The 17,653-nt window shown below is 64.3% G+C and carries 18 protein-coding genes; 15 read left to right on the top strand and 3 right to left on the bottom strand.

What is annotated here, in order from left to right; all coding sequences use genetic code 11:
- Window positions 1-142 precede the first annotated feature (142 nt).
- Window positions 143-631, bottom strand: a complete 489-nt coding sequence (locus ACFVSJ_RS13795) for an inorganic diphosphatase (protein WP_144663396.1) — start codon at window positions 629-631, stop codon at window positions 143-145.
- Window positions 632-845: 214 nt separating this feature from the next.
- Between ACFVSJ_RS13795 and dacB the strand changes: the two genes are divergently transcribed.
- From dacB to hpt, 4 genes are all read left to right on the top strand, one after another.
- On the top strand, window positions 846-2,285 hold the full coding sequence (gene dacB / locus ACFVSJ_RS13790) for a D-alanyl-D-alanine carboxypeptidase/D-alanyl-D-alanine-endopeptidase (protein WP_387437377.1): 1,440 nt from the start codon (window positions 846-848) through the stop codon (window positions 2,283-2,285).
- Between the two features lie 60 nt (window positions 2,286-2,345).
- Window positions 2,346-3,467, top strand: a complete 1,122-nt coding sequence (locus ACFVSJ_RS13785; RefSeq protein ID WP_387437375.1) for a zinc-dependent metalloprotease — start codon at window positions 2,346-2,348, stop codon at window positions 3,465-3,467.
- Window positions 3,468-3,616: 149 nt separating this feature from the next.
- Entirely contained in the window at window positions 3,617-4,663 is a 1,047-nt protein-coding gene (tilS, locus tag ACFVSJ_RS13780; RefSeq protein WP_387437638.1) for a tRNA lysidine(34) synthetase TilS, read from the top strand.
- Between the two features lie 31 nt (window positions 4,664-4,694).
- A complete protein-coding gene (gene hpt / locus ACFVSJ_RS13775; protein WP_216924216.1) occupies window positions 4,695-5,246 on the top strand; it encodes a hypoxanthine phosphoribosyltransferase in 552 nt (183 codons plus the stop codon).
- Window positions 5,247-5,393: 147 nt separating this feature from the next.
- Here the strand turns inward: hpt and ACFVSJ_RS13770 are convergent, their stop codons facing one another.
- A complete protein-coding gene (locus tag ACFVSJ_RS13770) occupies window positions 5,394-6,374 on the bottom strand; it encodes a hypothetical protein (protein WP_387437374.1) in 981 nt (326 codons plus the stop codon).
- Window positions 6,375-6,762: 388 nt separating this feature from the next.
- Between ACFVSJ_RS13770 and ftsH the strand changes: the two genes are divergently transcribed.
- From ftsH to ACFVSJ_RS13715, 11 genes are all read left to right on the top strand, one after another.
- Window positions 6,763-8,832 (top strand): ATP-dependent zinc metalloprotease FtsH, encoded by a 2,070-nt coding sequence (gene ftsH, locus ACFVSJ_RS13765; RefSeq protein WP_387437373.1) that lies wholly within the window; start codon window positions 6,763-6,765, stop codon window positions 8,830-8,832.
- 10 nt (window positions 8,833-8,842) lie between these two features.
- A complete protein-coding gene (gene folE / locus ACFVSJ_RS13760; RefSeq protein WP_387437372.1) occupies window positions 8,843-9,475 on the top strand; it encodes a GTP cyclohydrolase I FolE in 633 nt (210 codons plus the stop codon).
- 7 nt (window positions 9,476-9,482) lie between these two features.
- On the top strand, window positions 9,483-10,388 hold the full coding sequence (gene folP, locus ACFVSJ_RS13755) for a dihydropteroate synthase (RefSeq protein WP_387437371.1): 906 nt from the start codon (window positions 9,483-9,485) through the stop codon (window positions 10,386-10,388).
- Between the two features lie 11 nt (window positions 10,389-10,399).
- Entirely contained in the window at window positions 10,400-10,762 is a 363-nt protein-coding gene (gene folB / locus ACFVSJ_RS13750; protein ID WP_387437370.1) for a dihydroneopterin aldolase, read from the top strand.
- Window positions 10,759-11,298: a 2-amino-4-hydroxy-6-hydroxymethyldihydropteridine diphosphokinase gene (gene folK / locus ACFVSJ_RS13745; RefSeq protein WP_387437369.1), complete on the top strand. Its 540-nt coding sequence runs from the start codon at window positions 10,759-10,761 to the stop codon at window positions 11,296-11,298. The genes folB and folK overlap by 4 nt, the downstream gene beginning before the upstream one ends.
- Before the next feature lie 3 nt (window positions 11,299-11,301).
- The gene (locus ACFVSJ_RS13740) at window positions 11,302-11,826 is read left to right on the top strand and encodes a DUF3180 domain-containing protein (protein ID WP_387437367.1); all 525 of its coding nucleotides are present in this window, start codon (window positions 11,302-11,304) and stop codon (window positions 11,824-11,826) included.
- Window positions 11,807-12,319 carry a PH domain-containing protein gene (locus ACFVSJ_RS13735; RefSeq protein WP_387437366.1) on the top strand — a complete coding sequence of 171 codons (513 nt, stop codon included), beginning with the start codon at window positions 11,807-11,809 and terminating at the stop codon, window positions 12,317-12,319. Before ACFVSJ_RS13740 ends, ACFVSJ_RS13735 begins: the two co-directional genes overlap by 20 nt.
- The gene (locus ACFVSJ_RS13730; RefSeq protein WP_387437365.1) at window positions 12,316-13,827 is read left to right on the top strand and encodes a PH domain-containing protein; all 1,512 of its coding nucleotides are present in this window, start codon (window positions 12,316-12,318) and stop codon (window positions 13,825-13,827) included. The genes ACFVSJ_RS13735 and ACFVSJ_RS13730 overlap by 4 nt, the downstream gene beginning before the upstream one ends.
- A complete protein-coding gene (locus ACFVSJ_RS13725) occupies window positions 13,820-14,746 on the top strand; it encodes a Rossmann-like and DUF2520 domain-containing protein (RefSeq protein WP_387437364.1) in 927 nt (308 codons plus the stop codon). Before ACFVSJ_RS13730 ends, ACFVSJ_RS13725 begins: the two co-directional genes overlap by 8 nt.
- A gap of 5 nt (window positions 14,747-14,751) precedes the next feature.
- On the top strand, window positions 14,752-15,654 hold the full coding sequence (gene panC / locus ACFVSJ_RS13720; protein WP_387437363.1) for a pantoate--beta-alanine ligase: 903 nt from the start codon (window positions 14,752-14,754) through the stop codon (window positions 15,652-15,654).
- Between the two features lie 104 nt (window positions 15,655-15,758).
- Window positions 15,759-17,252, top strand: coding sequence for a DHA2 family efflux MFS transporter permease subunit (locus ACFVSJ_RS13715; protein WP_387437362.1), 1,494 nt, complete (start codon window positions 15,759-15,761; stop codon window positions 17,250-17,252).
- A 169-nt stretch (window positions 17,253-17,421) separates the two neighbouring features.
- Here the strand turns inward: ACFVSJ_RS13715 and ACFVSJ_RS13710 are convergent.
- Window positions 17,422-17,653, bottom strand: a 232-nt coding sequence (locus tag ACFVSJ_RS13710; protein WP_387437361.1) for a hypothetical protein, incomplete at its 5' end; no start/stop codon positions are given.

Genomic DNA, 17,653 nt, shown 5'->3' with positions numbered 1-17,653 from the left:
ACCAAAGGCGCTTAAAGCACGACGGCGGGTGGTGCCGTCCCGTATGGAACCGCACCACCCGCCGTCGGAACCCAACTGGGTCGCATTAGTGCGCGTTTTGAGCCGTCAAAACGCGCTTAACTGCGACCCAGTTGGGGAAGGACTAGTGGCCTTCTGCCGAGAAACGCTTGATGGAAGCTTCCAGCTCGGCTTCGGCAGCGGCGCGGTCGCCCCAGCCCTCAGCCTTGACCCACTTGCCCGGCTCCAGGTCCTTGTAGCGGGTGAAGAAGTGCTCGATCTCCTTGATCAGGAATTCGCTGACATCGCTGACTTCCTGGATGTGGTCGAAGCGTGCGTCAACCGGGACGCAGAGGACCTTGGCATCTCCGCCGCCGTCGTCGGTCATGTTGAAAACGCCGATGGGGCGGGATTCAACGATGACGCCCGGGTGGAGGTCGAAGTCCTGCAGAAGCACCAGTGCGTCCAGCGGGTCGCCGTCTTCGCCCAGGGTGTTCTCGAAGAAGCCGTAGTGCGTGGGGTACTGCATGGAGGTGAACAGGACGCGGTCCAGGCGGACACGGCCGGTTTCGTGGTCGACTTCGTACTTGACGCGCGATCCCTTGGGGATCTCGATGGTCACGTCGTGCTTCATGGAATGCTCCTTGACGGGGTCTGGGTGGGGCTTGGCTCCGCCCTGAAACGGAAGCCGCCGCAACCGGCGGTCCTCCAGGCAGTCTGCTCAGCCCATGGCTGGCGGCAGGCGAAAGCACAGCCGACGCCGCCGACTACTATTGAGGATATAGCGAGACACCCGGGTTTCTTGAACCGGCGGGGACATTTCAGGACTGACAGGACCAAGCAACTGCATGACGGGCGTTAAAAACGGGGATACCCGCACGGGGTTGTCCGCGGCGTGGCGACGCCTGAAGTGGCCGGGTCTCTTGGCGGTTGTCCTGTTGTCCGCCTTGATGGTCGCGACTGTCCCGGGGCTCTGGAAAGCCCCCAAGCCCGCACCCTCGATTCCGGCGTGGCAAGAGCCGCCAAGCACCCTGTCCGGCTCCACTGCCGTCCTGCCCCTCGACGCGACCGCGCCTGTGCCCGTTCCGGCCGAGGTCTCCAAGCTCCTGGACGAGACGCTGAAACCAGCCGGCTCGGGTTCGATCACCGGAGTTGTCCTCGACGCCTCCACGGGCAAGGTACTTTTCGACCGGCAGGCGGGCACCAACCGCATCCCGGCGTCGAACATGAAGCTGCTGACCGCCGTCGCCGCCCTCAAGGCGCTGGGCCCCGAAACGCGTTTCACCACCCGGGTGCTCGGAACCGACGACCCCCACACCGTGGTCCTGACCGGGGGAGGTGACGTACTGCTTGGCGGCGGTGCCTCCGATCCTTCCGCCGTGATGGGCCGCGCAGGACTGGCTTCCTTGGCGGCCGACACTGCCTCCGCGCTCGCCGCCGCGGGTATTAAAGGACCATTGACCGTCAAGGTGGACGACTCCATGTTCGAGGGTCCTGCCTTGAACCCCGCGTGGAGCCTGGATGACGTCGCGGCGGGCGAGACCGCTCCGTTGTACCCGCTTGCGCTGAATTCCGGACGCTACTCGCCAACCACCACCACCGGAGCGCGGCCGCAGGATTCCGCGATGACCACCGCCCAGGCCTTCGCCGAGCAGTTGGCGGCTGCAGGCGCCGAGGTGGGTCCCGGCGTCGAACGCGGTACTGGCCTCACCGCCAAAGTCCTGGCAAGCGCAGAATCCGCCACGGTGAGCGAGCAGGTGGACCACATGCTCCAAACCTCGGACAACTTCCTTGCCGAAGCGCTGGGGCGCATGACCGCTGCCGCTTCGGGCCGGAAAGCGACGTACGACGGCGCCACTGCGGCCGTGCGGCAAAGGCTGGGGGAGCTGGGAATCGCCACGGATTCGATGGAGTTGGCCGACGTTTCCGGGCTGGCGCTGGAGAACCAAGTCAGCGCGAAGCAGTTCGCGGAGGTGGTCCGTGCCATCACCAGCGGACCCGACCCCTCTCTAAGGGCCGCCTTGGACGGTTTCCCCGTGGCCGGACTGACCGGGACGCTGGATGATCGGTACATCGATCCGAGCACGGCCCAGGGAGCGGGCCTGGTCCGGGCCAAGACCGGGACGTTGAACACAGTGATCGCCTTGAGCGGCTACGTGGTGGATGCCGATGGACGGCTCCTGGTGTTCTCCTTCATTGGCAACGGCTTGGAGCCCGGCGCAGCGGGAAACAAGGCAGCCATGGACCGTTCCGCGTCCGTGCTCGCGGCGTGCGGTTGCCGGGGCTGAGGCTCAGCGCGGAGCGAACTTAAGGGCACACTGTCAGTTACGTGTGATGTGATGGAGTGCATGGTGACATCCGCCCGAGATTCGTCAGCAGGGGCCTCGTCCCTGATCAATTGGGACCTTGCCGCAGCAACTGCTGCCCGGCTTGCTCCTCCCGGCCCTGCGCTCAGCGCTGCGGAGATCGGCAAAGCCGTGGAGAACCTGCGGTTCAACGCGGACATCTCCGTCCCGCACGTCCACGACATCACCGGACTCGAGGCCGCAAAAGACCTCCGCGATTCGCATGTCCTGGTGGTGGACCGCGCTTCGTGGTCCAAGGCGAATACCCAGAGCTTCTCCGTCATGCTGCAACCAGCGCTGCAGAAGCTGCTTGAGAGCCGCAGCGGAGTTTCCATGTCTCCCGCGGCAGCGAGTGCCAGCGGGGCCATCACGGGCAGCCAGCTGGGGGCCATCCTCGCTTTCCTGTCCAGCAAGGTCCTTGGCCAGTACGATCCTTTCGCTGCCCTGGCCCCGGGGTCCAACGTTCCGCCGGGAGGCCGGCTCCTGCTGGTTGCACCCAACATCATTTCCGTGGAACGCGAACTGAACGTCCACCCGGACGACTTCCGGCTCTGGGTCTGCCTGCACGAGCAAACGCACCGTGTGCAGTTTGCCGCCGCGCCTTGGTTGCGCCACCACATGCTGGATGAGATCGAAAAGCTCAGCGGCCACCTTCTGGGCAACATGGATTCCCTGGTTGAACGGGCCAGCGCCGTGGCCAGGTCCCTCAAGGACCGCGCCGCGTCCGGCAACGTTCCGGGCCGCGGAGCCATCCTCGACCTGCTGCAGGATCCCGAGGAAAAGGCCTCCCTGTCCCATATCACCGCCGTCATGAGCCTGCTCGAAGGCCACGCCAATGTGGTGATGGATGCCGTGGATTCCAGCATTGTTCCGTCCGTCAAGACCATCCGCCAGCGCTTCAACGATCGCGGCAAGGACCGCGGCATCATCGAGAAGTTCATTCGCAACATCCTTGGCCTCGACGCCAAGATGCGGCAGTACACCGACGGCGCCAAGTTTGTCCGCGGCGTGGTGGCTGTGGCCGGAATGGACGGCTTCAACAAGGTGTGGGACGGCGTCGAGAACCTGCCCACGGAAGAAGAGATCCACGATTCCAGGCTCTGGCTTGAGCGGATGGGACTTTGAGCGGTCCGCTCCCGAATGCCTCGAGTGCTGGCGGGTTAACGGGTCCCGGCGATGTTCAGGGCTCGGCTGTCCCGGCAGGACTCACCAAGGGGAAGGGTCGACGCCGGCCGGGGCGTTTGGCGCCCGTCGTCGGCAAGGCGCGGAAGCAGTTGCAGAACGCCTTGGCCGCAGCGGGTTACCCGTCACGTGTGTTGGTGGCCTGCAGCGGCGGGCCGGACTCCTTGGCCTTGGCGGCGATCGCGGCCTACTTCGCCCGGCGCGGCCACGTAGACGGCCACCCCATCTCCGTTGCCGGTGTGGTGGTGGACCATCAGTTGCAGCCGGGCTCGGCACTCGTGGCTGCGGAGGCGGCGGAGGCACTGCGTGAATTGGGTCTTTCCCCGGTCGAAGTACGGGCTGTGACCGTCGCTTCCACGGGCTTCGGTCCGGAAGCCGCCGCCCGCGACGCCCGGCACGCAGCCCTCGAATCCGCTGCCGATGACCTCGGCTGCGACGCGATCTTGCTCGGCCACACCCTGGACGACCAGGCAGAGCAGGTCCTGCTGGGCCTCGCCCGGGGTTCTGGAACACGGTCTTTGGCCGGCATGCGGCCTGCGCGGGACCGCCTGCTCCGTCCTTTCCTGGGCCTTCGCCGCTCCGAAACCGTGGAGATCTGCGCCGTCGAAGAGCTTTCGCCGTGGCACGATCCCACCAATTCCGATCCCTCCTTTGCGAGGTCCCGGACGCGCGTGGAAGTCATGCCGGTCCTGGAGGAGAAGCTTGGCCCCGGAGTAGCTGAGTCCTTGGCCCGGACCGCGGCGATCCTTCAGCAGGATGCGGATTTCCTTGAGGACCTGGCCCAGGAGACGTATCTCTCCCTCGTGACCCGAACGGCAGACGGCGCTTGGCTTCCCGAGGACGCCGTCCGCCACCTTGCCCCTGCGCTGAGGTTCCGGGTGATCGCCAAGGCGGCTGCCGACGTCGGCGGTCAACAACCCGGCTACGGCCGCCTCCAAGCCGCGGAGGCGCTGCTCCGGAGGCAAGGCTCAGCCGGCCCGGTCGAATTGCCCGGGCACGTCAGTGTCTACCGACTGTCGCTCGGTGATTTGGAGCAGGAACGGGCCGCCGATGCAAGCGGTGCTTCCGCCGACGGTCCCCGCGAAGCCGCACGCTGTGGGAAGCTAGTATTCCGGCATCAAAAATCGGCCCAACAGTAGCCGCCCCCGAGCATCAAAACAGGAGCCATTGGTGGATTCAAACGACGTCCAGGCAGACCTCAAGCACGTTCTTTACACCAAAGAGCAAATCCAGACGCGCATCGCCGAATTGGCCGCGCAGATCGACAAGGACTACGAGGGCCGCGAACTGCTGATCGTCGGTGTCCTCAAGGGTGCCGTGATGGTCATGGCTGACCTGGCACGCGCGCTGCACAGCCACGTCAGCATGGACTGGATGGCTGTTTCGTCCTATGGTTCGGGCACCCAGTCCTCGGGTGTAGTCCGTATCCTCAAGGACCTCGACACCGACCTCATGGGCAAGGACGTCCTGATTGTCGAGGACATCATCGACTCAGGACTGACCCTTTCCTGGCTCAAGTCCAACCTGGAATCCCGTGGCACCGCCAGCGTGGAGATCTGCACTGCCTTCCGCAAGCCAACCGCTGCCAAGGTGGAAATCGACGTCAAGTACGTCGGGTACGACATCCCCAACGAGTTCGTGGTTGGCTACGGCCTGGACTATGCCGAGAAGTACCGCAACCTGGACTTCGTGGGCACCCTGGCCCCGCACGTATACGAATAAACCGCGCTCTTTCACACGCCGCACCCCTTTCCGCCCCACGCCCCCGCTACACCGGGTGCGCCCGGCGCGAAGGGGTGCGGCGTTTGTGGTTAGCGGGTGCGCCGGGCGCGAAGGGGTGCGCGCGCCTACTGGGCGACCTGGCTTTGTTCAACGCCCGGCGCCAACAGGTTCCAGGCCTCCGTCGGTCAGGATCTTCGCGAATGCGCGTGGATTCATCATCTCGGCCCAATCCCAGCGAATGACGGTTAGCCCCAGTGCACGCAGGGCGTTCTCCCGCGCCTTTTCCTCCATGACTACCTGCTGAATGGTCTTACCGCCGCGAAGCCGGTTCCGCAGATACTTTCCCTGACCATCGAATTCACCAACAAGATCGAGTTCGGGCCACCAAAAATCGGTCCTGGCGGTCTTTCCACTCTTCAATGTGAAGGAGGCTTGAAGCTGAGGCAAAGGAAACCTCTGCAAGATCATGTTTGCCCGGCTCATGGATTCACCAACGGATTCCGCCTTCGCTGTTGAGAATTCGATGATCTTGGCGGCGCGGCGCTGCCGCGATGACGAGGCAAGATTGGATGCAGCGTCCCCCAGGGTTTTCTCCTCGATCGCGGGTCCCCACGGGGTCTCCTTGTCCCAATCAGTAGCTTTCGCTTCGGAACGTGAGGACTGTTCGCGGCGGCTGGAGTCAACCACGGCCAGTGCTTCGGCAAACTTCAAGACGCCGGCCAAATCGATGGTGGTTCGTATTTTGTCCGTAACCCGGAATCCGCCGAGTTCACAGACGCCCCGCTCAAGGGACCCGAGCGTTTTTTGGACTCCGTGCTTGGATCGTCCGCCTTGTGGATCACTTGTAGCCGCCTGCAATTGCTCCGGAACGCCGACCACACCCAAGCCCCACAACAAGGCTGCCGTTTTCATGGTGAAGACGGGTGTTTTCAAGCTGTTCTGGACCAAGGCCGCAGCCAGGAGGCCGTGCCGTTGGCGATCATTGAGGGCGGACCAGAGCTGCGCCGGAACGTAGGCTCCCCGGCGAACTCGGATGAGTTCACTGCGTTGTGCCCGCTTGGCAAGAAGGCGTGGGTCCTGCCCAATCCGTGTGGCGTCGGAGCTCAAGATCAATTTGGCGAAGGGCATGACGTCAACAATGTGGGGTTTGCCGTACATCGGACAGGCACTTTCAGCCGTATGTGGACAAAGACGGACGCCACGAGTCACCTAAAGGCCGCACCCGTTTCCGCCGGAGGCACCCTCGTGCAGGTTTATCGCACCCGTTTCCGCCGGAGGCACCCGCACTCCGGGGTGCGTGGGGCGGGAATGGGCGCGGGCAGGGGGTGTCGGGGTGCGTGGGGCGGGAACGGGCGCGGGCAGCCCCGCCCCCTGTACGCCCAGAGGGAACTTTTGCGCATTCCAGTGCGTGAATTACTGGGTACGGTGTATAGCTAGAAACTGAAGCAGCACCACTCGCGCGCAGAAGTTGCGCCTTGCAGCACTACCAGGAGGGACGGGGCGCAACCCCGATCAGATGAAAGCTAAGAATTTCTTCAAGGGCCCGGGCATCTGGATTGTTGTCGTCGTCGGCTTGCTCCTGGTGGCGTTTGCAACGTTGGCTCCCGGCGGCTCCACCAGGATCGACACCAAAGACGGCCTGGACCTCCTTTCCCAGAGCGGCAAGGTTGAGCAGGCAAAGATTTTCGATGCGGAGAACCGCGTTGACCTGGTGCTCAAGGACAACCTGAACATCGACGGCCAGGACAAGGGTAAGAACGTCCAGTTCTTCTACGTCACCGACCGCGGCCCGGACGTGGTCAAGGCCGTAACCAACGCCAACCCGGAGAAGGGCTTCACGGACCAGCCGGTTGAAAACAACTGGTTCTCCGGACTGTTCTCCCTCCTGATTCCGGTGCTGCTGCTCGGCGTGCTCTTCTGGTTCCTGCTCTCCCGCATGCAGGGTGGCGGTTCCAAGGTGATGCAGTTCGGCAAGTCCAAGGCCAAGCTGGTCAACAAGGACATGCCGCAGGTGACTTTTGCTGACGTCGCCGGCGCGGACGAGGCCGTGGAAGAACTGCAGGAGATCAAGGAGTTCCTGCAGGAACCGGCCAAGTTCCAGGCAGTCGGCGCCAAGATCCCCAAGGGCGTGCTGCTCTACGGCCCTCCAGGTACCGGCAAGACCCTCCTGGCCCGCGCCGTTGCGGGCGAAGCCGGTGTTCCCTTCTTCTCCATCTCCGGCTCGGACTTCGTTGAAATGTTCGTCGGTGTTGGGGCTTCCCGTGTCCGTGACTTGTTCGAGCAAGCCAAGGCCAGCTCTCCGGCCATCATCTTCGTGGATGAAATCGACGCCGTCGGCCGTCACCGCGGCGCCGGCATCGGTGGTGGCAACGATGAACGCGAGCAGACCCTGAACCAGCTCCTCGTTGAGATGGACGGCTTCGACGTCAAGACCAACGTCATCCTGATCGCCGCCACCAACCGTCCTGACGTGCTGGATCCCGCGCTTCTCCGCCCGGGCCGTTTCGACCGCCAAGTCACCGTGGAAGCTCCGGACCTTGTTGGGCGTGAGCAGATCCTCAACGTGCATGCCAAGGGCAAGCCGATGGCGCAGGGCATCGACCTCCGGGCCGTTGCCAAGAAGACCCCGGGTTACACGGGTGCAGACCTTGCCAACGTCCTCAACGAGGCCGCATTGCTGACCGCACGCTCCAACGCCAACCTGATTGATGACCGTGCGCTGGACGAGGCCATCGACCGCGTCATGGCCGGCCCGCAAAAGCGCAGCCGCGTCATGAAGGAACTCGAGCGCAAGATCACGGCCTATCACGAAGGCGGCCACGCTTTGGTAGCCGCTGCACTGAGGAATTCCGCCCCGGTCACCAAGATCACCATCCTCCCGCGCGGACGTGCCCTGGGGTACACCATGGTTGTCCCCGAGGACGACAAGTACTCGGTGACCCGCAACGAATTGCTGGACCAGATGGCTTACGCCATGGGTGGCCGCGTGGCCGAAGAGATCGTTTTCCATGATCCTTCCACCGGCGCCTCGAACGACATCGAGAAGGCCACCGGCACCGCCCGCAAGATGGTCACGCAGTACGGCATGAGCGAACGAGTTGGTGCAGTGAAGCTGGGCCAGGGTGGCGGCGAGCCGTTCCTGGGCCGTGACGCCGCCCAGGAGCGTAACTTCTCCGACCAGATCGCCTACGTGGTGGACGAGGAAGTGCGGCGGCTCATTGACCAGGCACATGACGAGGCCTACGCCATCCTCACCGAAAACCGCGACATCCTGGACCGCCTGGCCCTGGAACTGCTTGAGCGCGAAACCCTGAACCAGGCCGAGATCGCCGACATCTTCCGGGACGTCCGCAAGCGCGATTTCCGTGAGATCTGGCTGTCCAAGGAATCCCGCCCCGTGCAGACCATCCCGCCAGTGGAATCCCGGGCGGAGAAGGCCGAACGCGAAGCGCAGGAGGAAGCCAAGAAGGCCCGCCTGGACGAGCCGCTGGACACCGTCGCGCCGCACGCCCAGGGCGTCAGCAGCCAGGACAACTTCCAGGCGCCGGGGCCCGACGGCGGCAACGACTCGCCGCTTCACGGCTAAGCTTTCTGCTGTGACTCATTTCGACGACGAAGACCTCGCCGCCGCCCACGGCTCAGCCGGCGACTCCAAGGGAAGCCACAAAGTGGACCGCCCCCGCATTGAAGCAGCAGTACGTGAAATCCTGCTGGCCATTGGTGAAGATCCTGATCGCGGCGGCCTGCAGGACACGCCAAAGCGCGTGGCCAAGGCCTACGCCGAGGTCTTCGCGGGTCTCCACCAGAACCCCGTGGATGTCCTTTCCACCACGTTCGACCTCGACCATGAAGAGCTTGTCCTGGTGAAGGACATTCCCTTCTACTCGACGTGCGAACACCACCTGGTACCGTTCCACGGCGTCGCGCATGTTGGTTATATTCCGTCACATGACGGCAAGGTGACCGGCCTCAGCAAGCTCGCACGGCTCGTGGACATCTATGCGCGGCGCCCGCAGGTTCAGGAACGCCTCACAACGCAGATCGTTGAGGCGCTGGTGAAGTACCTCAACCCGCGCGGTGCGATTGCCGTCGTCGAATGCGAACACATGTGCATGTCCATGCGCGGCATCCGCAAACCAGGCGCCAAGACCGTCACCAGTGCGGTGCGCGGTCAGCTCCATGACCCGGCCACCCGCGCCGAGGCCATGAGCCTCATACTCGGAAGGTAAGCAATATATGGATTCCCTCGCTGCAGCACCCGGAACCGGCCCGGCCACAAGCCCCCTGCCGGTTCTCCGCAAGCCGCGACCCGCGGCCAGGTTCGAGGACCTGCCAACGGACCGGACCCTCGTCATGGGAATCCTCAATGTCACCCCGGATTCCTTTAGCGACGGCGGCACCCACCGCACGCCCGATTCCGCCATCGCGCTCGGCCTGCGTATGTTTTACGCCGGTGCGGACATCATCGACGTCGGCGGCGAGTCGACGCGCTCCGGCGCCGAGCCGGTGGATCCTGAAGAAGAGCAGCGCCGGGTCCTCCCGGTGATTGAAGCACTGGTCAAGGCCGGGGCCCTGGTCAGTATCGACACGATGCACACCTCCACGGCTGCCGCAGCTGTGGAGGCGGGCGCTGCGATCATCAACGATGTTTCCGGCCTCACCATCGAGGACGGCATGCCTGAGCTGGTTGCCCGCACCAAGGTTCCGTACATCCTCACCCACCGCCGCGGCGATGCCAAGACCATGGACAGCCTCGCTGACTATGAGGACGTCACAGAGGAAGTGGTGGCTGAGCTGAAGGGCGTCCGCGACAAGCTCTACGCCGCGGGTGTTGCCCCCGAGCAGATCATTGTTGACCCGGGCGTGGGCTTCTCCAAGAACGAGGACCAGAACTGGGAAATCCTCAAGAACCTGGACAGCTTGTTTGAGCTCGGCCACAAGGTGATGGTCGCCGCTTCCCGCAAGCGCTTCCTTGGCTCCCTCCTGACGGTTTCCGGCAAGGCCGCAGCCCCGCAGGAGCGGGACGCCGCGACGGCCGCCATCACAGCCTTGAGTGCCGCGAAGGGTGCCTGGGCTGTCCGCGTTCACGACGTCGGCCCGAGCCTTGACGCCGTCAAGGTCGCGGCCCGGATCGCCCGCTGATCGGAGGCGATGTGGACAAGATCACGCTGACCGGCATCACTGCCGTCGGCTATCACGGAGTGTTCGACTTCGAACGCCGTGACGGCCAGCCGTTCGTGGTGGATGCCGTGCTGCATACGGACTTCACCAAGGCCGCCGAAACGGATGATCTGCAGTACACGGCTCATTATGGCGAAGTCGCCGAACTGATCACCTCGTACATCAAGGGTGAGCCCTTGAACCTGATCGAAGCCCTGTCCGTCAGGATCGCCGAGGGCATCCTGGCCAACTACAGGACCCTGTCCGCCGTCGACGTCACCGTGCACAAGCCAAAGGCGCCCATCGAGGTTCCCTTTGGCGACGTGACGGTGAGCGTGCACCGGGAGCGGACATGAGCGCGGGCTACACCAAGGTGATCCTGGCCCTGGGCAGCAACCTGGGGGAGCGCAACGACACCCTGACCACCGCCGTTGCGGATTTGGTGGATCCGGCGGAAGTGCGCCTCCTGGGTGTCTCTCCCGTGGTGCAGACCAAAGCCGTGGGTGGTCCGGAGGGTCAGCCGGACTTCCTGAACATGGTCATGGCCATCGAAACCACGCTGGCGCCGTTGGAACTCCTGGCTCATTGCCACAGCGTGGAGCAAAAGCACCACCGGACCAGGGAGGTCCGCTGGGGTCCGCGGACCCTGGACGTGGACATCGTCGTCTATGGCAATGTCCAGAGCGACGATCCAATCCTCACCCTTCCTCATCCGCGGGCTGCCGAGCGGGCCTTCGTCCTCTATCCGTGGTCCCTCTTGGAACCGAACGCGCAACTGGGTGGCAAGAGCGTGGCCGAACTGGCAGCCGTCGCCGCCGACATGCCGGACATCCGCCGTTTCGATGGCTACGGCGACGTTGCCGGCGTGCCCGCCACGGGAGCTGTTGAGTAGCCCATGAAAGCCATGCGTCCGTGGGTCCTGGTGATCATCGCCGTCGTATCCGCCCTAATCGGTTGGCTGGCCACTACCGTCACCAACCGCGTCAGCATGCCCACTCCCGTGTTGCCCGTCTCGGCGCTGGCCACCATGGGCGTGATTGCGTTGCTGACCCTGGTGATGGGGATCCGCGTCCTTCGCTGGCGCAACGGTAAGAAGAAAACCATGCTGGACCCCATCATGGCGGCAAGGACGCTTGTCCTCGCCCAGGCCTGCGCCTACGCCGGTACCTTGCTCCTGGGCTGGCATGCAGGAATTTCCCTTGATCTTCTTCGGATTGGAACCCTGCGGAGCGGCGAAGGCATCCTCTGGAACGCCCTGTTGATGGGCGGGGGCGGAGTGGTCATGATCATCGTTGGGCTGGTGGTGGAGCGGTTCTGCCGCATCCCTCCTGAAGATTTCGAAGGTGGCACTGCCGGCGGCCAGGAGAAGCGGCGCGGGGAAACCAAGGGCGAAGGGGAGTATGCATACCGAGGCGATTGACCCTCCCGGCGTCCAGTGGCTGCGGGTCTCACCGAAGTACGTGACCGTCCGCCTGGTGGAATGGGCCGTGGGGAACCTGGTGATGGTAGCGATCCTGAGCCTTCCTTTGGTGTTCGTGCAGTTGGGTTGGTGGCGTTGGCCTCCGCTGTGGCTGGCGATCACTGTCCCTGCCTTCATGCTCCTTTTGGCCCTGTGGCGGCTGGTGCTCATCCCCCGACAGGTCCGGGCGATCGGCTACGCGGAACGCGACGACGACCTCCTGATCCGGCGCGGCATTTTCTTCCAACGCACCATGGTTGTTCCCTACGGCCGCATGCAGTACGTGGACGTTGCGGTGGGCCCTGTGGAACGAAGCCTTGGACTGTGCACCCTGAAACTCCACACCGCTTCCGCCGGAACCAACGCCCACCTGCCTGGACTGCCTGCCGCTGAGGGCGCACGCCTGCGCGAGCAGCTTTCCGCCCGTGGAGAAGCCAGGCTGGCCGGGCTGTGAGCCCGGAAGTGACCCTTCCCGGAAAAGCCGTCGACGGCGATTGGCGGCGCGTGCATCCTGCGTCGCCGTTCGTGCGGGGCTGGGTGGCGCTGGCTGCCGTGCTCTATTTTTTCGGACGCGATGCCTTCGAACGGATGCTGCAGGGCCGCGACTTCCTGGACCCCAACCTCAATGGACGCGTCCTGTGGCTCCTGGCGGGAGGTGGCGTCCTGCTGTTGCTGGCCGTCGGGGGCTTCATCCTGAGCTGGTACTTCACCAGATACCAGGTAGCCGAGGGCTACGTCCGGGTGAACACCGGCTGGCTTTTCAAGCAGCAACGGCAGGCACGGCTGGACCGTGTCCAGGCCATCGACATTGTGCAGCCACTCCTGGCGCGCATCTTCGGTCTTGCTGAACTCAAGTTCGAGGTGGCCGACGCCGGGGAATCGGCCGTGCGGTTGGCCTACCTTCCGCTGGCGCAGGCCAAGCAACTGCGGGCGGCGATCCTGGCGCGCGCCGCCGGAGTGGTCACGGGACAGGAAACCGTGGAGGAAATCCCCGAGGCGCCGGAGCAGCGGGTCCTGTCCGTTCCGCCGTCGCGGTTGATCGGATCCTTGCTCCTGAGTGAACAAACCGTCGGCATCCTGCTTGCTGCCGCGGCCTCGGTTGCCATTTCCGTCTACACCGAGAACAACGCGATTTTCCTGGCCCTCATCCCCGCGATCCTTGGTATCGGCGCGGCCTACTGGAGCTCGTTCAACAAGGGCTACAACTTCACCGCCGCGATCTCCCCGGACGGGATCCGTCTCCGTTACGGACTGCTGGATACGCAGGCACAAACTGTTCCTCCGGGTCGGATCCAGGCCCTGAAGATCACGCAGTCTCCCTTGTGGCGCCTGTTCGGTTGGTACCGCATGCACGTGAATGTCGCGGGGTACGGCGGAACGCCCGGCAACGAGAATGCTGCGCGGACCACGCTGCTGCCCGTTGGAATGAAGTCCGACGTGATGACCATGCTTTCGCTCGTCCTTCCGGATCCCGGCGTTGACGATCCCTACGGCGTTTTTACCGCCGGCTTGGAGGGCCTGGCCCCGCTCTCCGGAAGTCAGGATGGTTTCGTCACCACGCCGCGTCGGGCCCGGCTCCTGGCTCCTCTTGGCTGGCGCCGCAACGGATTCCTGGCCACGCGAACAGCTCTCCTGCTCCGTTCCGGGCGTTGGTGGCACTCGTTGGTGATGGTCCCGCACCAACGCACCCAGTCCATGGCCCTGCAACAGGGACCGTTGGCGCGCCGCTTCGGAGTGGCCGACCTCGTCCTGCACACCACGGCCGGACCTGTGGCGCCCCGCCTCTACCAGGCCGATGTGGCACAGGCCGTGGATCTTTTCGACCAGCAAGCTGCCCGTGCCCGCGAGGCCAGGAAGCGGCAGACCTCCGAGCAATGGTTGGCCCAAGTATCCTTCCAACCGTCCCAGCCAACCGCCGTTGAACCCAACACCACCAACCAGGAGGACCCCCACCATGGCTAGGCCAGGACGACTCGGAGTCGGCATCATCGGCGCAGGCAAGGTGGGTGCCGTCCTGGGTGCCGCTTTGCGCGCGGCCGAGCACGCCGTCGTCGGGGTTTCCGCCGTGTCCGAGGCGAGCCGGGAGCGGGCCGAAAGCCTGCTGCCTGGCGTTCCGGTCCTGGAGATCCAGGACATCGTGGAACGGTCTGAGTTGGTGCTGCTCGCGGTCCCGGACGACGCCCTCGGTGAACTCGTTGCAGGACTCGCGAAGCTCGGGGCCTGGCAACCCGGCCAACTGGTGGCGCACACGTCGGGCCGGTTCGGCGTCGGAATCCTGCAGCCTGTCCGCGCGGCGGGCGCGATTCCGTTGGCGATGCACCCGGCCATGACCTTCACCGGCATGAGCCTGGACCTGACGCGGCTCATGGATTGCACCTTTGGCGTCACTGCTGACGCGGCCATGCTGCCGATCGCGCAGGCCCTGGTGGTTGAGATGGGTGCGGAGCCAGTGGCCATCGCCGAGGCCGACCGCACGCTCTACCACGCTGCCCTCGCGCACAGTTCGAACCACATGGTCACCCTCGTGGCACAGGCCTCGCAGCTATTGCGGGAGATTGGCGTCGAGTCGCCGGAATCAATGCTCGGGCCGCTGCTGCGCGCGACGCTGGAGAACGCCTTGGCCTCCGGCGAATCGGCCCTGACCGGGCCGGTGGCCAGAGGTGATGTGGGTACCGTTTCGGCTCATGCCCAAGCGCTGAAGGAGTACGACGGCGGTGCGGGCGGCGATGTGCTCGCGGCGTACCAGGCCATGGCCAAGGCAACCGCGCGGCGGGCGGAAAACCGCGGATTGCTGCGGCCGGAACAATTGGATGAGATCAACGAGGCGTTGGAAAACGGGTCTGAACCGCACGACGGGCACTCGTCGACGGAAGGAAACTGAACAGCATGGCCATCAAACTCGTCACCACTGCGGCCGAACTCCGCGCCGAAAGCGCCCGGTTTCTCGCGGAAAAAGGCGGATCGTCGCAGGGCCTGGTACCCACCATGGGCGCGCTCCACTCCGGCCACGCAGCTTTGGCTCGTGCGGCCGTGGCCGAGAACGACGTCGTGGTGGCCACCATCTTCGTGAATCCCTTGCAGTTCGGCGACGCAGTGGACCTGGAGCGCTACCCGCGAACCTTGGAAGCCGACATGGCACTCCTTGACGCCGAAGGTGTGGACCTGGTGTTCGCCCCGACAGTCGAGGAGGTCTACCCCGGTGGCCAGCCCCTGGTCCGGATCACCTCCGGCCCCCTCGGAGACAAGTGGGAGGGCGCCTCCCGCCCCGGCCACTTCGATGGTGCACTGACGGTGGTGGCCAAATTGCTGCACTACGGACTCCCCGGGGGTGCTTCAGCAGACGGCACGACGGCGGCCTACCGCGCCTACTTCGGGCAGAAGGACGCGCAGCAGTTGGCATTGGTGAAGAGGATGGTCGCGGACCTTAACTTCCCCGTGGAGATTGTCCCCGTGCCGATCGTCCGGAGTTCGGATGGCTTGGCGCTCTCCAGCCGCAACCGCTTCCTCTCGGACGAGGAACGCGAGGCCGCGCTGGTCCTGTCACGGGCGTTGCGCCTCATCGAGTCCCGCGCCAACGCGCACCAGCCGCTGGACCTGGACTCCGCCGTCGAGCTTGTCCGGTCCCAGCCGCTCGTGGAACTGGACTATTTCGAGGTGGTGGACCCCACCACGCTTGAACCGCTCGCCGAAAACTGCAAGGAGACGCCGTTCCGTGGCGAAGGCCTGGCGATCATCGCGGCGAAGATCGGCGCGGTGCGGCTTATCGACAACGCTCCGTTGTTTTCCTAACGTTTGGAATTTTCCTGCTGACGGGAATTGGATGGGCGCTTAGACTGTTTTAGTCTTCACCGGCCCAGCTCGCCGGACACCAAATCCAAACCTGAGGAATCCTCATGTCTACCGACGTCACGTCCGACGCCTCCGGCGACTCCGTTTCCGGCGCCACCGGTGCTGTTTCCGGCGCTCCAGCTCCTGCGGAGACGCCAACCCCGCAGGTGTCAGGCAAGATGTCACGCGAGTCCGTCACGGTCATCGTGACCTTGCTGGTGGCCACTTTCGTGGTGATCCTCAACGAGACCATCATGAACGTCGCCCTGCAGCGGCTCATGACCGACCTCAGGGTTGATGCGCCGACGGTCCAGTGGCTGGCCACCGGCTTCATGTTGACCATGGCTGTGGTCATCCCGACCACCGGGTTCATCCTGCAGCGCCTGAGCACCCGGGCCTCGTTCATGCTGGCCATGGGCTTGTTCAGTGGCGGCACCTTGCTGGCCGCCCTGGCTCCCGGGTTTACCGTGCTGTTGCTGGCCCGCATTGTCCAGGCCGGTGGTACGGCCATCATGCTGCCGCTGCTCATGACCACCATCCTGACGCTCGTGCCCATGTCCCGCCGCGGGGCCGTAATGGGCAACGTCAGCATTGCCATCTCCGTGGCTCCCGCCATGGGCCCCACGATTTCCGGCATCATCCTGGACCACTTCTCGTGGCGCTTCATGTTCGTGTTTGTGCTGCCCGTAGCCCTGGCCGCTTTGGCAATCGGTGCCAAGTTCCTGACCAACGTGGGTGAGCGCGGCAAGACCACGTTGGACCTTGCTTCGGTGGTTCTGACTGTTCCTGCCTTCGGTGGTCTGGTCTATGGCTTGAGCCAGATCGGTGGGGCGAACGCAGGAATCGTGCCCGTCATCGCGTTGGTTGTGGGCGTTCTGTGCCTGGCGCTCTTCGTGTTCCGGCAGCTCAAGCTCCAGAAGTCGGATTCACCACTCCTGGATCTTCGCGCGTTCAACTTCCGGATGTTCACTGTGTCAACGCTGCTGATGGTCGTGGCGATGATGGCCCTCTTCGGCGGCGTGATCCTGCTGCCGCTGTACCTCCAGAACACCCTGCACCTTCAGCCCATGGAGACCGGCCTGGCGTTGCTGCCCGGTGGCTTGGCCATGGGTCTGTTGGGTCCGGTTATCGGCCGGATCTTCGACAAGGTTGGCCCGCTGCCGCTGACGGTTTCCGGATCCGTCCTCATGGTCCTGACCTTGTGGCAGTTCTCTCGGCTCGACGACCACAGCGCCCTTGGCTGGGTCATTGCGCTGCACGTCGTGTTGAGCCTCGGCTTGGCCCTGTTGTTCACTCCGGCGTTCACCACCGGCCTGAACCCGCTGCCGCCGAACCTTTACTCCCACGGCTCCGCGATCATGAGCACGGCCCAGCAGGTGTCCGGTGCTGCCGGTACCGCCCTGCTGGTTTCGATCTTCGCCGTGGTATCCGCCTCGTCCGGCCTTGTTGCCGGCATGCAGGCTGCGTTCTTCGCGGCGACCGTCATCGCCGTGGCGGCAGTAGTGCTCGGTGCCATGATGCGCAGGACCCAGGGTGCCGGCGGCCACGGAGGCCACTAACCCCCACCCCTTCTTCGGACGCTCTCTCACATAAACGCCCTTTGGGGCCGATCCTCGCTCATGTAATCCCCGATTTCGGGCAACGCTCTCTCACCTTTGGTGGGGGAGCGTTGTTGTTTTGGTGGGTGGTTGGTGTTCGACGGCGGGTTGTTGGGTGGTGTGATGGGGTTCACTGAGGGGCGTTGGGGTGTTTTTGGGTTGGTTTGGTGGGTTTGTGGGCTTGTTTTCCTTGTGTTTGTGGGGATTTTGGGTGGTGTTGAGGTGGATTTGTTTGGTGGGTTGGGGGCGTGTATTGTTTTCTGAGTCGCCGCCGCTGATGCGGAATGAATGGTGACAATCTCCCTTTCAAATGGCCGGTTTCCGGTGGTGCTTTGGTGTGCTGCTGGGTGTTGGTGGGGGTT

The sequence above is a fragment of the Paenarthrobacter sp. NPDC058040 genome (genome assembly GCF_042885775.1).
Classification (GTDB): domain Bacteria; phylum Actinomycetota; class Actinomycetes; order Actinomycetales; family Micrococcaceae; genus Arthrobacter.
This window is presented reverse-complemented; position numbering and strand designations above follow the sequence as displayed.